17 protein-coding genes are annotated in these 17,936 nt (G+C 71.1%); 9 read left to right on the top strand and 8 right to left on the bottom strand.

What is annotated here, in order from left to right; all coding sequences use genetic code 11:
• Nucleotides 1-255: 255 nt before the first annotated feature.
• Nucleotides 256-1,104 (bottom strand): 16S rRNA (cytidine(1402)-2'-O)-methyltransferase, encoded by an 849-nt coding sequence (gene rsmI, locus A6P39_RS24530; protein ID WP_067050043.1) that lies wholly within the window; start codon nt 1,102-1,104, stop codon nt 256-258.
• A gap of 134 nt (nt 1,105-1,238) precedes the next feature.
• On the opposite strand from rsmI, the gene A6P39_RS24525 reads away from it, so the two are divergent.
• From A6P39_RS24525 to A6P39_RS24515, 3 genes are all read left to right on the top strand, one after another.
• On the top strand, nt 1,239-2,987 hold the full coding sequence (locus A6P39_RS24525; protein WP_067050046.1) for a dolichyl-phosphate-mannose--protein mannosyltransferase: 1,749 nt from the start codon (nt 1,239-1,241) through the stop codon (nt 2,985-2,987).
• A 117-nt stretch (nt 2,988-3,104) separates the two neighbouring features.
• Nucleotides 3,105-4,721 carry a penicillin-binding transpeptidase domain-containing protein gene (locus A6P39_RS24520; RefSeq protein ID WP_067050049.1) on the top strand — a complete coding sequence of 539 codons (1,617 nt, stop codon included), beginning with the start codon at nt 3,105-3,107 and terminating at the stop codon, nt 4,719-4,721.
• A gap of 98 nt (nt 4,722-4,819) precedes the next feature.
• Nucleotides 4,820-6,490 carry a penicillin-binding transpeptidase domain-containing protein gene (locus A6P39_RS24515; protein WP_067050051.1) on the top strand — a complete coding sequence of 557 codons (1,671 nt, stop codon included), beginning with the start codon at nt 4,820-4,822 and terminating at the stop codon, nt 6,488-6,490.
• Here A6P39_RS24515 and A6P39_RS24510 read toward each other — a convergent pair whose 3' ends face one another.
• Nucleotides 6,491-6,832: an SsgA family sporulation/cell division regulator gene (locus A6P39_RS24510; protein ID WP_067050054.1), complete on the bottom strand. Its 342-nt coding sequence runs from the start codon at nt 6,830-6,832 to the stop codon at nt 6,491-6,493. It lies immediately after the preceding gene.
• Nucleotides 6,833-7,025: 193 nt separating this feature from the next.
• Here A6P39_RS24510 and A6P39_RS24505 point away from each other — a divergent pair, with 193 nt between their 5' ends.
• The 3 genes from A6P39_RS24505 (at nt 7,026) to A6P39_RS24495 (ending at nt 9,366) form a co-directional block, all read left to right on the top strand.
• Entirely contained in the window at nt 7,026-7,511 is a 486-nt protein-coding gene (locus A6P39_RS24505; protein WP_067050057.1) for a MarR family winged helix-turn-helix transcriptional regulator, read from the top strand.
• Between the two features lie 107 nt (nt 7,512-7,618).
• On the top strand, nt 7,619-8,065 hold the full coding sequence (locus A6P39_RS24500; protein WP_067050060.1) for an organic hydroperoxide resistance protein: 447 nt from the start codon (nt 7,619-7,621) through the stop codon (nt 8,063-8,065).
• An 83-nt stretch (nt 8,066-8,148) separates the two neighbouring features.
• Nucleotides 8,149-9,366 carry a serine hydrolase domain-containing protein gene (locus tag A6P39_RS24495; protein WP_067050062.1) on the top strand — a complete coding sequence of 406 codons (1,218 nt, stop codon included), beginning with the start codon at nt 8,149-8,151 and terminating at the stop codon, nt 9,364-9,366.
• 101 nt (nt 9,367-9,467) lie between these two features.
• Here the strand turns inward: A6P39_RS24495 and A6P39_RS24490 are convergent, their stop codons facing one another.
• The 4 genes from A6P39_RS24490 to A6P39_RS24475 all read right to left on the bottom strand — a co-directional run bounded on the left by A6P39_RS24490 (nt 9,468) and on the right by A6P39_RS24475 (nt 12,263).
• Nucleotides 9,468-9,743 (bottom strand): DUF1876 domain-containing protein, encoded by a 276-nt coding sequence (locus tag A6P39_RS24490; RefSeq protein ID WP_067050189.1) that lies wholly within the window; start codon nt 9,741-9,743, stop codon nt 9,468-9,470.
• 117 nt (nt 9,744-9,860) lie between these two features.
• Nucleotides 9,861-10,757: an NAD(P)-dependent oxidoreductase gene (locus tag A6P39_RS24485; protein WP_067050065.1), complete on the bottom strand. Its 897-nt coding sequence runs from the start codon at nt 10,755-10,757 to the stop codon at nt 9,861-9,863.
• A gap of 151 nt (nt 10,758-10,908) precedes the next feature.
• Entirely contained in the window at nt 10,909-11,754 is an 846-nt protein-coding gene (locus A6P39_RS24480) for a DMT family transporter (RefSeq protein WP_067050067.1), read from the bottom strand.
• Entirely contained in the window at nt 11,751-12,263 is a 513-nt protein-coding gene (locus A6P39_RS24475) for a YbaK/EbsC family protein (protein ID WP_067050070.1), read from the bottom strand. Before A6P39_RS24475 ends, A6P39_RS24480 begins: the two co-directional genes overlap by 4 nt.
• Before the next feature lie 205 nt (nt 12,264-12,468).
• On the opposite strand from A6P39_RS24475, the gene A6P39_RS24470 reads away from it, so the two are divergent.
• From A6P39_RS24470 to A6P39_RS24460, 3 genes are read left to right on the top strand one after another with little or no spacing between them, the layout of a single operon-like run.
• Nucleotides 12,469-13,065 carry a WXG100 family type VII secretion target gene (locus A6P39_RS24470; RefSeq protein ID WP_067050073.1) on the top strand — a complete coding sequence of 199 codons (597 nt, stop codon included), beginning with the start codon at nt 12,469-12,471 and terminating at the stop codon, nt 13,063-13,065.
• The gene (locus A6P39_RS24465; protein ID WP_067050076.1) at nt 13,065-14,210 is read left to right on the top strand and encodes a hypothetical protein; all 1,146 of its coding nucleotides are present in this window, start codon (nt 13,065-13,067) and stop codon (nt 14,208-14,210) included. Before A6P39_RS24470 ends, A6P39_RS24465 begins: the two co-directional genes overlap by 1 nt.
• A 5-nt stretch (nt 14,211-14,215) precedes the next feature.
• The gene (locus A6P39_RS24460; protein ID WP_159396120.1) at nt 14,216-14,716 is read left to right on the top strand and encodes a hypothetical protein; all 501 of its coding nucleotides are present in this window, start codon (nt 14,216-14,218) and stop codon (nt 14,714-14,716) included.
• A 112-nt stretch (nt 14,717-14,828) separates the two neighbouring features.
• Here A6P39_RS24460 and A6P39_RS24455 read toward each other — a convergent pair whose 3' ends face one another.
• Together A6P39_RS24455 and A6P39_RS24450 are read right to left on the bottom strand one after the other, a co-directional pair.
• Nucleotides 14,829-17,054: an MMPL family transporter gene (locus tag A6P39_RS24455; RefSeq protein ID WP_067050081.1), complete on the bottom strand. Its 2,226-nt coding sequence runs from the start codon at nt 17,052-17,054 to the stop codon at nt 14,829-14,831.
• A gap of 103 nt (nt 17,055-17,157) precedes the next feature.
• Entirely contained in the window at nt 17,158-17,766 is a 609-nt protein-coding gene (locus tag A6P39_RS24450; RefSeq protein WP_067050084.1) for a TetR/AcrR family transcriptional regulator, read from the bottom strand.
• Nucleotides 17,767-17,936 lie beyond the last annotated feature (170 nt).

Raw genomic sequence — 17,936 nt, 5'->3', positions numbered from 1 at the left:
CCAGCTCCTCTGGTCCGCTGGTCAGAGGGACGAATTCGTCCCTTCGACCAGTGGACGCTTCCCGCGGCGCGAATGCATCCGGCCCTGTCGAGTGTTGGAGGCGATTTGGCGCTTCCTTGCCGAATGGCCCCTGTCCGACCCGACTTCCCTTTGCCATCGGCGACAGCCTTTTGCCCTCCCATGGCCGATTCGCTCACCCGAGAACACCCCTGCTCAGAGGGGGTTTTCCGCAGTCGGGGCGCGCTCCGGAACGGCTTATCCGGCGGAGCGCTTGGCGGCGACCACGGCATCGAAAACGACCCGCTTCGGCAGCCCCGCGTCCACGGCCACCGCCGCGATCGCCTCCTTGCGCCGCTCGCCGGCCTCCTCCCGCACCCGCACCCGCCGGACGAGTTCCTCCGCGTCGAGTTCCTCGGGCCCGGCCTCGGGCGCCCCCTCGACCACCACGGTGATCTCCCCGCGCACGCCCTCCGCGGCCCACCGCGCCAGCTCGCCCAGCGGACCGCGCCGTACCTCCTCGTACGTCTTGGTCAGCTCGCGGCAGACGGCGGCCCGCCGGTCCGTGCCGAAGACCTCGGCCATGGCGGCGAGGGTGTCGTCGAGGCGGTGCGGGGCCTCGAAGTACACGAGCGTGCGCCGCTCGTCCGCGACCTCGCGCAGCCGGGACAGCCGCTCGCCCGCCTTGCGCGGCAGGAAGCCCTCGAAGCAGAACCGGTCGACCGGGAGCCCGGACAGGGCGAGCGCGGTCAGCACGGCGGACGGCCCGGGCACCGCGGTGACCCGGATGTCCTTCTCGACGGCGGCGGCGACCAGCCGGTAGCCGGGGTCGGAGACCGACGGCATCCCGGCGTCGGTCACGAGCAGCACGCGCGCGCCGCCGAGCAGCTCCTCGACCAGCTCCGGCGTGCGGGCGGACTCGTTGCCCTCGAAGTACGACACCACGCGGCCCCCCGGCGTGACGCCGAGGGCCTGGGTGAGCCGGCGCAGCCGCCGGGTGTCCTCGGCGGCGACCACGTCGGCGCCGGCCAGCTCCTCGGCGAGCCGGGGCGGCGCGTCCGCGATGTCGCCGATGGGGGTACCTGCGAGGACAAGGGTTCCAGTCACGCTCCCATCCTCGCAGGGACCGCCCGCCCCACGGGAACCCGTGCACGGTGCCCGGACCTCGGGAAACCGACCGTGATCGCACCGGTACCGCACATGCACGGGACTCGCACAGAAGGGTTCCCTACCATGGCGCGGTGACCAGTACCGCGTCCTCCATGGACCTCCGGCAGGGCCAGGCACCGCACGACCAGCGGCCGTCGTGGCAGCAGCGGCTGCGCCGATTCGGGTACGTACCGGGCAAGGACGCGCCGTCCGGCGACGTACGCGACCGGCTGGTGCCCCCGTACGCCGAGCCCGCTCCCCGGCTGTGGCAGGCCCTCGGTGTGCCGCCGGTCCTCGCCGAGCGGATCGTCCGCTGGTCGGGCTGGGGCGGCCCGCTGCTGGTCACCCTGATGGCGGGCCTGATGCGGTTCTGGAACCTGGGCAGCCCGCGCGCGGTGATATTCGACGAGACGTACTACGCCAAGGACGCCTGGGCGCTGGTCCACCGCGGTTTCGAGGTCAACTGGGACAAGAACGCCAACGACCTGGTCCTGCAGACGCACGGCCACCTCGCCATCCCGACGGACGCGGCGTACGTCGTGCACCCGCCGGTCGGCAAGTACGTCATCGGGCTCGGCGAGATGCTCTTCGGGTTCAACCCGTTCGGCTGGCGGTTCATGACCGCGCTGCTCGGCACGCTCTCCGTGTTGCTGCTGTGCCGGATCGGGCGCCGGATCTTCCGCTCGACGTTCCTCGGCTGCCTGGCGGGCACGCTGATGGCGCTGGACGGCCTGCAGTTCGTGATGAGCCGGACCTCGCTGCTGGACGGCGTGCTGATGTTCTTCGTGGTGGCCGCGTTCGGCTGCCTGGTCATCGACCGGGACCGGTCACGGGCGAGGCTGGCCGCCGCCCTGCCGGTGGGCGCCGACGGCCGGGTCCGCCCGGACGCGCAGGTCGGCGACACCCTCCGCCTGGGCCTGCGCCCCTGGCGCTGGGCGGCCGGGCTGATGCTGGGCCTCGCCATCGGCACCAAGTGGAACGGCCTGTACATCCTGGCCGCGTTCTGTGTGCTGGCGGTCCTGTGGGACGTCGGCGCCCGCAGGACGGCCGGTGCCCATCACCCGTATGCCGCAGCTCTCAAGTACGACACCGGCATCGCCTTTGTGGCGACCGTTCCGCTGGCCGTCGCCGTCTACCTGCTCTCCTGGCTCGGCTGGATCCTCTCCCCGAGCAACGGCACGGGCGGCTACTTCCGCAACTGGGCGGCCACCGACGGCAAGGGCGGCAACTGGGCCTTCCTGCCGGACTGGCTGCGCAGCCTGTGGCACTACGAGCACGAGGTGTACGAGTTCCACGTCGGGCTGACGTCCCCGCACACCTACCAGTCCAACCCGTGGAGCTGGATCGTGCTGGGCCGCCCGGTCTCGTACTTCTACGAGTCCCCGAACCCCGGGCAGGACGGCTGCCCGGCGAACGCGGGCCAGAAGTGCGCCCGGGAGGTGCTGGCGATCGGCACGCCGCTGCTGTGGTGGGCGGCCTGCTTCGCGATCCTCTACGTGCTGTGGCGCTGGGCGTTCCGCCGCGACTGGCGGGCCGGTGCCATCGCCTGCGGCATCGCCGCGGGGTACCTCCCGTGGTTCATGTACCAGGAGCGCACGATCTTCCTCTTCTACGCGGTCGTCTTCCTGCCGTTCCTGTGCCTGGCGGTGGCGATGATGATCGGCGCGATCATCGGCCCGCCGGGGTCCGGTGACACCCGCCGGGTCGTCGGCGCGTCGGCGGCGGGCGTGCTGGTGCTGCTGATCGCCTGGAACTTCATCTACTTCTGGCCGCTGTACACGGGCACCGCGATCCCCATAGACCAGTGGCGGTCGCGGATGTGGCTGGACACCTGGGTCTAGGCACGGCCGGCCCGGCGGGCGCAAAAGGGACCACGGCAGCCTCACAAGCGCGTACAGTCCCCCTCGCAACCTTTTTTGAACACGTTCAACAAGGTGCACGGGGAGGGGGAGCGCGTGATGCGCGCAGGACTGAAGGGTGCCCTCGTCGGCACCGTGTGCGTGGTCGTGCTGGGCGGCGGGGGGTACGGCGCCTACAACATCGTCTCGGCGCCGGACGGCGGCGGTGGAGCGGGCGGCCACGCGCGCGTGCAGACCGGTCCGCCCGGCGGCGCCGAGGTGACGGGGGCCGCCAGGGGCTTCTTCGCCGCCTGGGAGAAGGGCGACGCGGCGACCGCGGCGTCGTACACGAACTACCCGCAGGCGGCCCGCGAGCTGCTGACGGCCTACAGCGGCGACGCGCACATCACCGGGGTGCACGTCACACCCGGCACGGTGGCCGGCACGCGCGTGCCGTTCACGGTCAGGGCGACGGTGTCGTACGACGGGAGGTCCCGGCCGCTCTCCTACAGCAGCACGCTGACCGTCGTCCGCGGCCGGACCTCGCACCGCCCGCTGGTCGACTGGCGGCCGTCGGTCGTCCATCCGCAGTTGCGCGAGGGGGACACGCTCACCACCGGTGAGTCGCCGGCCCCGCCGGTCGAGGCCGTCGACCGGTACGGCACGGTGCTGACGAAGGACAAGTACCCTTCCCTCGGTCCCGTTCTGGATCAGCTGCGCGAGCGGTACGGCGCCGAGGCGGGCGGCACCGCCGGCGTGGAGCTGGCGATCCGTCACGCGGGCGACGACGCGGACACCCCGCTCCTCACGCTCGCCGAGGGCAGGCCGGGCAGGCTGCGCACGACGCTCAGCGCGAGCGTGCAGGCGGCGGCCGAGGCGGCCGTGCAGATGTACGCCGAGTCCTCCGTCGTGGCGGTCAAGCCGAGCACCGGCGAGGTCCTGGCCGTCGCCAACCACCGCGCGGACGGCTTCGACGCGGCCTTCCTCGGCACCCTCGCACCCGGCTCCACGATGAAGATCGTCAGCGCGGCGACCCTCATCGACACCGGACTGACCACGGCGAACGGCCCGGCGCCCTGCCCGCCGTCGGCCGTCTGGCAGAGCCAGACCTTCCACAACCTCGACGGCCTCGCGCCGGACGAGCACGCCACCTTGTCCGAGAGCTTCGCCCGGTCCTGCAACACGGCGTTCGTGAAGTTCGCCGACGAGGTGAGGACCGACTCCCTCACGCGGGAGGCGCAGGAACGGTTCGGGCTCGGCGGCGACTGGAAGGTGGGCGTCCCCTCCTTCGACGGCAGGGTCCCCGCCGCCGGCGGCCCGGACACCGCGGCCGGTCTGATAGGCCAGGGCCAGGTCCAGATGAACCCCCTGAACTTGGCCTCCGTGACGGCCACCGCGACGACCGGCGCCTTCCGGCAGCCCGTCATCGTGCCGCTCGGCCTGGACGGCCGCGAACCGGCACGCGCGCGTGGGCTGTCGCCCGGCACGGTCCAGCAGCTGCGCGCCATGATGAGCCGCGCCGCGCACAGCGGCACCGCGGCCGGTGTGATGGCCGGGCTCGGCGGCGACATCGGCGCCAAGACCGGCTCGGCGGAGGTCGACGGACAGTCCAGGTCCAACAGCTGGTTCACCGGCTACCGCAACGACGTGGCAGCCGCCGCGATGGCCCAGGACGGCGGGCACGGCGTTGACGCGGCCGGACCGATTGTCGCAAGCGTGCTACGGATTTCCGGCTGACGTCACCCTCAAAGGCGGGGACTTTAAGGTGTTTGCCGTCGTTGGGGAGTGTGAAGGGGCGGCGGGGACCCTGGGGAAGGCACGGAGGAACTGAGGCTGTGGGACAGAGAAGGCGCGTCGCCGAGCGACGGAAGACGACGAGGCCCGCCGTACTCGGCGGGATGATCGCCGTGGTGGTCGGCGGCGTCGGGTTCGGCGTGTACGCGCTGACCGGCGGCGGCGCGGCGGCCGACGAGCGCACCTCCGCCGCGGCCGACCACAAGGCCGTCAAGACCGGCCCGCCCAGCGCCGCCGAGGTCCGTACGGCCGCCACCCGCTTCCTGACGGCCTGGCAGCAGGGCCGCCTCTCCGAGGCGGCCGCCGCCACGGACGACGCCCAGGCGGCGGCCACGCTGCTGGGCGGCGTCGCCAAGGACGCCCACCTGAAGAACGTCACGCTGACCCCGGACACGGCCACGGGCGCGAAGGTGCCGTTCTCCGTCAAGGCAACGGTGTCGTACGGCAAGCTCAGCAAGCCGCTGGCGTACGGCAGTTCCCTCACGGTGGTGCGGCGGGCGAGCGACGGCGAGGCGCTGGTCGGCTGGCACTCCTCCGTCGTCCAGCCGGAGCTGAAGGACGGCGACACCCTCGTCACGGGCGCGTCCGGCACTCCGCCCGTCAAGGCCCTGGACCGCGCCGGCGGCGAGCTGACGGCCGCCAAGTACCCGTCCCTGGGCCCGGTGCTGGACGGGCTGCGGGAGAAGTACGGCAAGACGGCGGGCGGCAAGGCGGGCATCGAGCTGCGTGTGGTGCGCGGCAAGGCGTCGCAGAAGGCCGGGCTGTCCGACAAGACGCTCGTGGCGCTGAGCCAGGGCACGCCGGGCACGGTGCGGACGACGCTGGACCCCGCCCTCGAGGCGGCGGCCGAACAGCAGGTGGGCAAGCAGGCGCAGGCGTCGGTGGTGGTGCTGCGGCCCTCCACGGGTGAGATCCTCGCCGTCGCCAACAGCGGGCACGGCTTCAACGTCGCCTTCCAGGGCTCCCTCGCGCCCGGCTCCACGATGAAGATCGTGACGTCGACGATGCTCTTCGAGAAGAAGCTCATCACGCCGGACGCCTCCCACCCGTGCCCCAAGACGTACAAGCTCGCCGGCTGGACGTTCCACAACGACGACAACTCCGAGATCAAGAAGGGCACGTTCAAGCAGAGCTTCGGGGCCTCCTGCAACAACGCCTTCATCGACTTCGCGCCGAAGCTGTCCGACGACGACCTGACGAAGGAGGCCCAGCAGGTCTACGGCCTCGGCATGGACGACTGGGCCATCGGCGTCCCCTCGTTCGACGGCTCCGTGCCGGTGCAGAGCGGCGCGCAGATGGGCGCCTCGCTGATCGGCCAGGGCGGGGTGCGGATGAACCCGCTGAACATGGCCTCGGTTGCGGCGACGGTCGAGGCGGGCACCTTCCACCAGCCGTACCTGGTCTCCCCGTCGGTGGACAACCGCACGCTGGCGAAGGCCTCGCGCACGATGTCGGCGAAGACCCGGTCCCAGCTGAAGGACGTCATGCGGTTCACGGCGGACTACGGCACGGCCGCCAAGGCGATGGCGGGCATGAGCGGGGACTACGGCGCCAAGACGGGCTCCGCCGAGGTCGACGGGCAGAAGAAGCCCAACGGCTGGTTCACCGCCTACAAGGGCGACCTCGCCGCGGCGGGCGTGGTCCAGGCGGGCGGCCACGGCGGTGACACGGCCGGACCGATCGTCGCGGCCCTTTTGAAGACGGGCGGCTGATCAGGTCCCCACGGGTTCCGCGGTGTAGGTGCGGCGCAGGAATGTGAGCAGTGCCTTCGAATCGAACTGGATCACCTCGACACCGTTGTCGGAGTGGAACTCCACGACGGCCTGCACACGCCCGCACGGCCACACCCGTACGTCGCCGCTCTCGGCCGGTGCCCGCAGCCCTCGTTCCAGCAGCGCGCGCGAGAAGGTCCACTCCTCGTGGGTGCCGGGCAGATCGAACCGGACCGAGCGTGGATCGCTGTCGGGGTCGTACCGCAGTACTACGGGTACGGCCCCCGGGTCCTCCTCGTCCGTGACGATGTGGGCGCGTGCGTACTGCTCGACCACAGACATCGGAACGCCCTCTCACGCTGAGTCACCTATAAAGACGGTGCATGTCCGGTTTCTCCTCTAATGTGCCACATTTTCCGATTTGCGCTTCTTGAGGACGGCGAATCGATGCGGCGCGCGGAGTGAATGCGCGCGCCATGGCGCACGCGGTGGGTGTGCGCGGCGGGGGGTGCGGCGCGTCCGTGAGAATGGGCGCGTGACGCCTCAAGACGACCGAGACGACAAAGAGGCCGCCGGGTCGCTGCAGCTGGACGACCAGCTGTGCTTCGCGCTGTACGCCGCACAGCGGGCCGTGACCGCCGTATACCGTCCACTTCTGGACGACCTCGGACTCACCTACCCCCAGTACCTCGTCCTGCTGGTCCTCTGGGAGCACGGCGAGACCAGCGTGAAGGAACTGGCGCGCGCCCTGCGCCTGGACTACGGGACCGTCTCGCCGTTGCTGAAGCGACTGGAGGGGGCAGGCCTGGTGCGCAGGGAGCGCGCGGCGGACGACGAGCGCTCGGTGCTCGTCGCGTGCACCGGGCGCGGAGAAGAACTCAAGGAGCGTGCGGCCTGCATACCCGGCGCGCTCCTCACCACAACAGGACTCGGCGCGCAGGAGGTCGCGCGGTTGCGCGAGGAGTTGTGGAGACTCACCGAGCGTGCCGACACGGTGGCCGACCGGCGCCGGACGCACTGATCTGGCGTTACCCCCGGTTGGCCACCCCTGCCCGCATTTGCCGACGTACCGACCAGTACCTTGTGCACGATGTATTTGTGCGCCACTTGATCCGGGGAAGGCCGGCCATGACCGAGGACTCTGCCGTCGACACCCGTCCGACGAAGATCATGTACGTCGCCGAGGCCACCGCCCACGGCGGCCGGGACGGCTATGTCACCAGCCAGGACGGCCGGCTGGCACTGCAGGTCGCGATGCCCCCGGAGCTGGGCGGCGACGGCAACGGCACCAACCCGGAGCAGTTGTTCGCGGCCGGTTACAGCTCCTGCTTCCACAACGCGCTGATCCTCGTCGGCAACCGCGCGGGCTACGACCTGACCGGCTCCACGGTGGCGGCGAAGGTCGGCATCGGCCCGAACAAGCAGCGCGGCTACGGCCTCGCGGTCGCCCTCAGCGTCTCCCTGCCGGTCCTGGACGCCGACCTCGCGGCCAAGCTGGTGGACGCGGCGCACGAGGTCTGCCCGTACTCCAACGCGACGCGCGGCAACATCGACGTAACGATTCTGCTGGGCTGATCCCACCAAGGAATCGCAGGCGCGCGGCCGGTGTTGCAGGCACTGTCGCAGGCGATGGGACACCCCGGGAAAGGACGGCGGACGTGGACGTGCACGGCACTGTGGCCGAGGGCTTCGAGCCGGTCAGGGAGGCGTTCGCCGCGAACTTCGCGCTGCTCGGGGAGCGCGGCGCGGCCGTGGCCGTGTACCGCGACGGCCACCGGGTCGTCGACCTGTGGGCCGGTACCAGAGACGTCGACGGTGCGGCGGGCACGGACGGTGCCTCAGGTGCCGCAGGTACGGACGGTGCGGCCCCCTGGGAGGCGGGCACCGCCCAGATCGTGCGTTCCGCGACCAAGGGCGTGGCCGCCGCCGCACTCCTGCTCCTGCACCAGCGCGGCGAACTGGACCTGGACGCCCCGGTCGGCGCGTACTGGCCGCAGTACAAGGCGGCCGGCAAGGAGCACACCCTCGTCCGGCACCTGCTCGCGCACCGCGCGGGCACACCCGTGCTGGACCGCCCGCTGACTCCCGCCGAGGCCGCCGACCCCGATCTGGGCGCCGCAGCGGTCGCCGCGCAGGCGCCGGCCTGGGAGCCGGGCACGGACCACGGCTACCACGCCCAGACCTACAGCTGGCTCACCGGCGAGATCGTCCGGCGGGTCACCGGCCGCCCGGTGGGCGAGTGGATCGCGGACGAGATCGCGGGACCCGTCGGCGCGGATCTGTGGCTCGGCCTGCCGGAGTCGCAGCACGCGCGCGTGGGCCGCGTCGGGCCGGTCGAGGCACCTCAGGCCGCGGGCGTGCTGAAGACCCGCCCCAAGCGCGCGGTGGCCGAGGCCTATGCCGACCCGGACTCCCTGACCCGGCGCGCGTTCGCCGCGATCACGCCGCTTCCCGACGAGAACGACCCCGCCTACCGCGCCGCCGCCCTGCCCGCCTCGAACGGCATCGCCACCGCCGACGGACTTGCCCGCTTCTACGCCTCGCTCATCGGCAATGTGGACGGCGGCATACGCCTGTTCGCCCCGAAGACGACGGAGCTGGCGCGCGCGGAGCAGTCCGCCGGACCGGACCGGGTCCTGGTGGTGGGCACCCGGTTCGGTCTCGGCTACATGCTCCACGGCAGCGCGTCCCCGCTGCTCTCCCCCGGGTCCTTCGGCCACCCGGGCCGGGGCGGCGCGCTCGCGTTCGCCGACCCGGAGAGCGGCGTCTCCTTCGGCTATGTCACCAACGGCTTCAGGAAGAGCGTGACGGCGGACCCGAGGGCGCAGGCACTGGTACGGGCGCTGCGCACGGCGCTCGCACAAGGCGCGCGCTGAGAGCCGCACGCCTCGCGGCAGACGCCCGGGAGCGCACGCCCGCACACAGCGCACACTGCGCGCACAGCACCTCTCTCACACGCCGTCCGGCCCGCCCGGTGTCACACGTTGATCGGGTGCGAGGTCCGCCCGGACGCCGCGTCGATCTCCCCGTGGGCCTTGGTGAGCAGTTGCATGGCCAGTTCGTTGAGGGCACGCGCGCCGGCGATCTCCTCGCCGACCCGGGGCTGGTTGGAGTCGATACTGTGCCGGCTGGCCCGGCCGTGCGCCTTCACCTCCGTGCCGTCGGCCAAGCGCACCATGGCCACCGCGCGTGTGTGCTGATCGTCTTCCAGGAACTCCAGCTCGACATGCCATCCGACTGCGGTGTGCATCATGACGACCACCTCCGAAAACCGCTGCTTCCAGGGTGCTCCCGGGCGCCCCGGCCGTCATGTCGACGCCGGTGCCGGACCCCTTCCTTCGGCTGCCCCGTGCTCCCCGCCCTATTCGCCCTATTCGCCCCGCTCGGCCCGCTCGTCGAAGCTGGCGAAGTACGCGGCGGCCATGTCCTCGTCGGCGTGTCCCTGGGCGGCGGCGCGGGCGAGCCGTTCGGCGGTCGCGGCGGCCACATCGAGCCGTACGCCGCCGCGCTCGCCCGCCTGGACGATCAGCCGGGCGTCCTTCACCGCGGTGGCCACCGCGAACGACGCCGGGGACAGCTTGCCGTCGAGCACCAGCGCGGCCTTGGCCCGCAGGTAGCCCATGTCGAGCGGGCCGCCCTCGATGAGGTCGAAGAAGTCCTGCGGATCCACGCCGAGGGCCTTGGCGAGGGCGAGGACCTCGCCGGCCGCGGCGGTGGCGGCGAGCACCCAGCTGTTGGCGACCAGCTTCAGCCGGCTGGCACTGCCCGCCGCGCCGTCGGTCCCGGTCCACACGGTCTTCGCGCCGACCGCGTCGAAGACGGGCGTGATCGTCTCCCGCCCCTCCTCGGGTCCGGCGGCCAGCACGGTCAGCCGGCCGGCCTCGGCGGGCTGGCGGGTGCCGAGGACGGGGGCGTCGTAGAAGACGAGGCCGTGCTCGCGGGCGACGGCGGCCAGGTCGGTGACCACGTCGCTCCCGGCGGTGGTGCACTGCGCCCACACCATGCCGGGGCGCAGCGCCGGGGCCGCATCACGCATGGTGTGCAGGACGGTGGCGCCGTCGTAGAGCATCGTGAGGACGACGTCGGCGCCCTCGACCGCCTCCGCGGGCGTGCCGGCGACCCGGGCGCCCTCGGCAGCGAGCGGTTCGGCCTTCGCGCGCGTCCGGTTCCAGACCCGCACGTCCAGCCCGGCCCGGCACAGGTTGCGGGCCATGGCGGCCCCCATGATGCCGGTGCCCAGAACGCTGACGCTCGGCTTGTCGGTCATTGACGGCTCCCTGTTGTCGTCTCCGGCTGCTGCCTGGTGGTCCCAGGTCATCTTCGTGGCGCCGACGGACTCACGCACCCGCGCACGGTCTGTGAACCAGCCGCGTCGCGCACCACCCGGCGTGTACCCCGCTCCCCACCCCGCTCCCCCGCTACCCGGCGTGCAGCATCAACCCGATCCCCACCACCAGCAACCCCGCCGCCGCGATCCTCGGCGTCCCGAACCGCTCCTTGAAGAACACCGCGCCGATCGCCGCGCCGACGATGATCGAGGACTCGCGAAGGGCTGCGACGGGGGCGAGGTCGGCGCGGGTCTGGGCCCACAGGACCAGGCCGTACGCGGCGACGGACAGGGCGGAGCCGAGGAGGCCGAGGGCGGCGTAGGGGCGGAGCAGGCGGACGGTGTCGGCACGCGCGCGTGCGTACAAGTAGCCCGGGATGACGACCCCCTGGATGGCCATGAGCCACGCGATGTACCCGAGCGGGGAGTGTGCGGCGCGCACGCCCAGGCCGTCGATCACCGTGTACGCGGCGATCGTCAGCCCGGTCGCGAGGGCCGCGCCGATCGCCGCCCAGTGCGGCCGGCTTCCGCGCAGTCCCCACAGGCTGATGCCGGTGAGCCCCGCGCAGGACACGGCGACCCCGGCCAGTGCCCAGCCGCTGGGCACCTCGTGTGCGAACACGGCCGCCAGCACCGTGACCACGAGCGGGGCGGTCCCCCGCGCGATGGGGTAGGCCTGCCCGAAGTCGCCCAGCCGGAAGGAGGTCATCAGCAGGGCGTAGTACAGGATGTGCACGACCGCCGAGCTGAGCAGGTACGGCCAGGCGGGCCCCGCCGGGAACGCCACGAACGGCGCCAAGGCGAGCCCGATCAGCACCCCGCCGCCGGATATCAGGGTGAATCCGACGAGCTTGTCGGTGATGCGGTGCGCGATGGCGTTCCAGCTGGCGTGGGTCACCGCGGCGCACAGGACGGCCGCCGTGACGAGCGGGGTCACGCGGTCTGCTCGCGCACGTCCACCAGTTCGGCACCGGCATGGGACACGAGCGCCCGCGGCTCGATCGGGAAGACGGCGTGGGGCGTGCCGGCCGCCGCCCACACCTCGGCGTGGGCGAGCAGCGAGCGGTCGGCGAGGACACGCATGCGCGTGCGGTGCCCGAAGGGCGGGACGCCGCCGATGGCGTACCCGGTGGTGTCGCGCACGACACCGGCGTCGGCCCGGGTGACCCTGCCCGCGCCCAGTTCCGCACGCACCCGGTCCACGTCCACGCGCGAGGCCCCGTCCATCAGGACGAGCACCGGGACGCCGTCGGCGGCGAAGACCAGCGACTTGCAGATCTGGTTCAGCTCGCACCCGATCGCGGCGGCGGCCTCGGCGGCGGTCCGGGTGGCCTCCGGGAACCGCCGGGTGCGCGCGAGGACGTCGTCCAGACCGAGCGCACGCATCGCTTCGGCGAACCGGGGGTTGGCTCCGGACTCTCCGGTGTCAGTGGCGGTCATCGTCATGCCCGGCACGCTACGGCATCGTTCCGGCCGCGCTCACGGGGTTTTCACCCCTGCCGTCACGCCCCGCGGACCGGCGGGCACATGGGGGGGCCGGGCTTCGATGTGATCATCCGACGACTTTGTGATTTCCTGACGCGTACCGCAACAGACGTTCACGGCCGGGCCGGTGCGAGGGCCCGGTCCACGGGGGAACGGGGAAATCACTGTGAGCGAAGGCAAAGCCGTACAGGCGGACGACAAGCTTCCGGAGCCGAGTCAGTCGAAGCTGCCGCTGAGCCCGGACGAACTGCACAAGCATCATGTCGTCCCAGGCTTCGAGGGGCTCTACACGGTTCCGCCCGCCTCGAGCACCAACGACCCGCTGAACGTGACGCCCCTGCAGCCGCAGACGCCCGGGCTGCTCAAGCCACCGGGGACGCCCGGCCGGACGGCGGACATACCCGGGCTGCTCAAGCCGCCGGGACAGCCCGGCCGGTCCCAGGACCGGCTGAAGATCGCACCGTCCGTGCTCAAGAAGGCCGCGGGCAGCGTGGACGACGTCCACAACGACTTCTACAAGCCGGCCGCCTCGCTGGAGGAGCCGGCGCTGAAGGCCGTGCGGGGTCTCAGCGGTTGGCAGACCGCCTTGGCCATCAATCTCGTCCACCGCCAGTGGGAGCGTCAGGCGGGCACGGTCACGGCGTGGCTGACCCACATCGCGGAGAGCCTGCGGTCGAGCGACGACACCTACACCAAGACCGATGCCGCCGTGGGGGATTCGGCGCGGCGGGTGCGGGTGCGCTCGGCCCTGGAGGACTACTGATGCCCGCGTCGAAGTCCTTCTACGCGGAGCTGCTGGAGACGGATCTCACGGTCCTGGACGGCCTCGCGGAACGCTGCGGCACCATCCACCGTGCCGTCAAGGGCCTGGGCAAGCGCATGAACGACGAGGTCCTCGCACCGCTGCGGAACAAGGGCTACTGGGAGGGCGCCGCCGCGCCGTACGCCTGGAAGATGATCGACGACATGCAGCGGCAACTCGACGACGCCAGCGGCGTGGTGGACGCGGTGCGGCGCGTGATCGAGGACGCGGTGGGCGAACTCAAGGCCGTTCAGAAGGACCTGAAGGGCGCCGTCCGGCGGGCCAAGGGCAAGGGGCTCTACATCAGCGCGGACGGGGAGGTGGCCGCCGACGTCATCGACGGGGTCTGCAAGGCGCGTCTGACCGATGAGGAGCGCAAGACCATCGAGGGCGCCCGGCACGAGATCGCGGGGATCGTGCGGCGCGGTGTCACGGCCGACCGCAACCTCGCCTTCAGTCTGATGTCGGATGTCGGCCTCGGCACATGGTTCAACGACCACCCGAGATTCACGGACATCAACTCCACCAAGAAGATCAGCGAGGACGAGTACAACGCGCTGGATCTCGCCATGCAGGGCAAGGATCCCTATCCGGGGCTCAGTCCGGACGACCCGTACTCGCTCGGCTGGGACTGGGTCACCGGGGACGGCTCCCGTCAACGCGAGTACTACTACGGCGACCGGATGACCGAGTTGGTCCGCGGCAGCGAAAGCATGAAGAAGCTGCGCCAGGACACCCTCGAACAGTGGCAGACCGACGGTCACGCCGAGGGCACGGTGCACTACTCGATCTCGGACAGCGGCAAGCTGGGTGCGCTGAAGAAGCTCGTCACCACGGACCTTCCGGCCATCGTCACCGATGACGAGGACCACCTGGGCGAGGCGTTCACCGGCTCGTACGACCTGGCGTACACGGTCAAGGGCCAGGACCCCGACGGCTCCCTGGTCGTCGAGTACAAGCTGGAGAACACCACGAGCAACGCGTCGTTCCTGCACTACATCGGGTACTACGACTGGCTCGACAAGCTCAACCGCAAGGACGGCGCCTTCTCCAACGTGCACCAGGAGATCGTCTGGACCGAGCGCATCCCGGCGAAGGAGAAGTGACTGCCGTGTCCCGACTCGTTGTGACGGGCAGGCGTGCGCGCGCGGTGACCGCCGTGGCCGCGCTCGGCCTGCTGCTTCCGCTGGGTGCCTGCGCCTCGGCTTCCACCGCCGTCGAGGCCTGTATGGCCAAGCAGGCGACCTCCGTCAGCTCCGTCGATCTGACGGGCACCTACACGGGCAAGGACGAGGCGAAGGCGGTGACGATGACGCTGAAGCCGGCCGGCGGCAGGTCCGGCGGTACGGTCACCGTCCACAACTGGCCGACCGGCGACTGGTACAAGAGCGAACTGGGCGACACGTTCAACGGGTCGGGCACCTGGCAGGTGGACTACAGCGGCGGGCCGGGCGACCCCCCGCAGGTCGATCTGTCCTTCACCGAGCCGAGGCTCTTCCTCGACGGCTACACCATCGACAAGCTCTCGATCGCCATGGACTCCACACGCACGTACCTCTACAAGAACGACGACCCGGACGCGTGCCCGGCGTTCCGCTTGAAGAAGAGATGACGAGAAGCAGCCGGTGAGGGTGCAGCCCCGTCCCCACGGGCACCCTCACCGGCTGACCGGTACCGGCCGAGGCCGGTGCGGACTACGGGCGGTACGGACTACGGGCGGTACGTCACGCGCGTACCAGCTCCCGCTCCCCGTCCGGGTCGGCGTCCTTGCCGTCCGCGGAGGACTGCGTGCGCAGGCCCTCGCCCTCGACGTCGACGTTCGGCAGCGCGCGGTCGAGCCACTTCGGCAGCCACCAGGCCCGCTTGCCGAGCAGGGCGAGCACCGCCGGGACGATCGCCATGCGGACGATGAACGCGTCGAAGAAGACGGCGATCGCGAGGCCGAAGCCGATCATCTTGATCATCGACTCACTGGAGCCGATGAAGCCGGAGAAGACGGCGATCATGATGATGGCAGCGGCGGTCACGACCCGCGCCCCGTGCCGGAAACCGGTGACCACGGCCTGGGTGGGCTTCTCGCCGTGGACGTACGCCTCCCGCATCCGGGTCACGAGGAAGACCTCGTAGTCCATCGCGAGGCCGAAGACGACGCCCACCATGAAGATCGGCATCATCGACATGACCGGGCCGGTCTGCTCGACGTTCATGAGACCGGACAGCCAGCCCCACTGGAAGACCGCGACCACGGCGCCCAGGGCCGCCGTCACGCTGAGCAGGAAGCCGAGGGCCGCCTTCAGCGGGACGAGGACCGAACGGAAGACCACGATCAGGAGCAGGAAGGCGAGGCCGACCACGAGCGCCAGATACGGCAGCAGCGCGTCGTTCAGCTTCTGCGAGACGTCGATGTTCATCGCCGTCGAGCCGGTGACCAGGACCTTGGAGTCGGTCTCCTTGGCGATGTCCGCGCCCTTGCCGCGGATGGTGTGCACCAGGTCCTCGGTCGTCTTGGAGGACGGCTTGGACCCGGGGACGACCGTGATCGTCGCGGTGTCGCCGGCCTTGTTGGCCATGGCCGGGGTGACCGTGACGACGTCCTTCAGGCCCTTGATCTCGTCGCCGACCTTGGCGAAGGCGGCCTTGGGGTCATGGCTGTCCTTGGCGTCGACGACGACCATCAGCGGGCCGTTGAAGCCCGGTCCGAAGCCCTCGGAGAGCAGGTCGTAGGCGCGGCGCTGGGTGGTGGAGGTCGGCTGGGCGCCGTCGTCCGGGAGGCCGAGTTCGAGGGAGGCGGCCGGGACCGCCGCCGCGCCGAGGCCGATCACGCCGAGCAGCAGGACCGCGACGGGCCGCCGTACGACGAAGCTCGCCCAGCGGGTGCCCATGTTGGGCTTGCCGGGGTTCTTGGGCTTCCGGCCGCCGCCGAGCAGCTTGCTCTTCTGGCCGGCGGGCTTGACCCTGCGGCCGGCGTAGCCGAGCAGCGCCGGGATCAGCGTGAGCGCGATCAGGACGGCGATGGCGACCGTGCCCGCCGCCGCGACGCCCATCTTGGTCAGCATCGGGATGTTGACGACCGACAGGCCGACCAGGGCGATGACGACGGTCAGGCCCGCGAAGACCACCGCCGAGCCCGCCGTGCCGACGGCGCGTCCGGCCGCCTCCTCGCGCTCGCGGCCCTCGGCCAGTTCGGCGCGGTAGCGAGAGACGATGAAGAGGGCGTAGTCGATGCCGACGGCCAGGCCGATCATCGACGCCAGGGTGGAGGTCGTGGAGCCCAGGTCCAGGGCGCTGGCGAGCGCGGTGATCGTGGACACGCCGATGCCGACGCCGATGAGCGCGGTCAGCAGCGGGAATCCGGCCGCGAGCAGCGAGCCGAAGGTGATGACGAGGACGACGGCGGCGATCACGATGCCGATGACCTCGCTGGAGCCGGTCTCCGGGGTCGCGGTGAGCGCGTCACCGCCGACCTCGACGGTCAGCCCGGCGTCGCGCGCCTGCTGTGCGGCCTCCTTCAGGGCGTCCTTGGAGGAGTCCTTCAGCTGCATGCCGGAGACCTTGTACTTCACCGAGGCGTAGGCGATCGAGCCGTTCCGGCTGACGGCGTGCCCGGCGTACGGGTCCGCGACGGAGACGACCTCGGAGCCGCTGCCCAGCGCCTTGACGGTCTTCTCGACGGTCGCCTTGTTGAGCTTGTCGGTCACCTTCTCGCCGGCCGGCGCCTTGAAGACGACCCGCGCGGTGGCGCCGTCGGCGCTCATCCCCGGGAAGCGCTGTTCCAGCAGGTCGAAGGCTTTCTGCGCCTCGGTGCCGGGGATGGAGAAGGAGGTGCTGCCGGCAGGCGGCGCGGAGGCGGCGCCCACCCCGGCGAGGGTCAGCAGCGCCACCCATATGAGGGCGACGAAGTGCCGTCGCCGGAAGGCGAGACGGCCCAGCTTGTACAGAAACGTGGCCACGGAGGCGTACTCCCGGTCAGGTCGTGGGGTTGATCAGGGCAGGGGTGGTCAGCCCGACGACGTGAGCGGTGACGTCAGTTGGTGGGCTTGCTGGGGAGAAAGGTCAGTCGGTGGGGATGCCGAGGGCGGGGAGGACCACGGCATCGATGTACGACATGAGGAAGGCCTGCGTCGGCGGCAGTTCGTCGATCATCGTGCGGGCGGCGAACCCTCCGAGCATCATGTGCATCATGAACTCGATCGCCGGGTTGTCCGCCCGGACCTCGCCCCGGTCGACGGCCCGCTGCACGACGCGGCGGAACGACGCCATCTCCGGCTCGATCAGGTGATCCCGGAACGCCCGCAGGAGGTCCGGATTGCTGTGCACCGCCATGGCCAGACCCCGCATCAGGGCGGAGTTCTGCTCCATCTCGCAGTCGTCCGAACGCATGGTGAGAGCGTGCAGGTCGCCCTTGAGCGACCCGGTGTCGATCCCGTCGAGGCCCATGCCGCCCGGCTTGGTGTGCCGCACCGCCTTCGCCACCAGTTCGGCCTTGCCGCCCCACTGGCGGTAGAGCGTCGCCTTGCTGGACTTGGTGCGGGCTGCCACGGCGTCCATGGTGAGGGCGTCGTAGCCGACTTCGCGGAGCAGGTCGAGCACGGCCCCGTACAACTCGGCCTCACGCTCGGGCGTGATCCGACTGCGACGCGCCGTTGCGACGACCTCGGTCATGCCACTCACCTCCCGCTCCGGAGCCTGCTGTTCGTACCACCATGAAGATACCCTGAGAACGTGCGAAACGAAACCGTTTCGTACGTGGGTTGGGTCACGGTTGTTCGATTCCCATAAGTCCGGCTCGACGGCCGGCTCGCCGGCCCGTGTACAAGTTGCTGGCGCCGTTC

It is taken from the genome of Streptomyces sp. FXJ1.172 (genome assembly GCF_001636945.3).
Lineage (GTDB): Bacteria > Actinomycetota > Actinomycetes > Streptomycetales > Streptomycetaceae > Streptomyces.
Note: the sequence above shows the minus strand (reverse complement) of the source record. Positions and strands in the feature narration are given on the sequence as shown.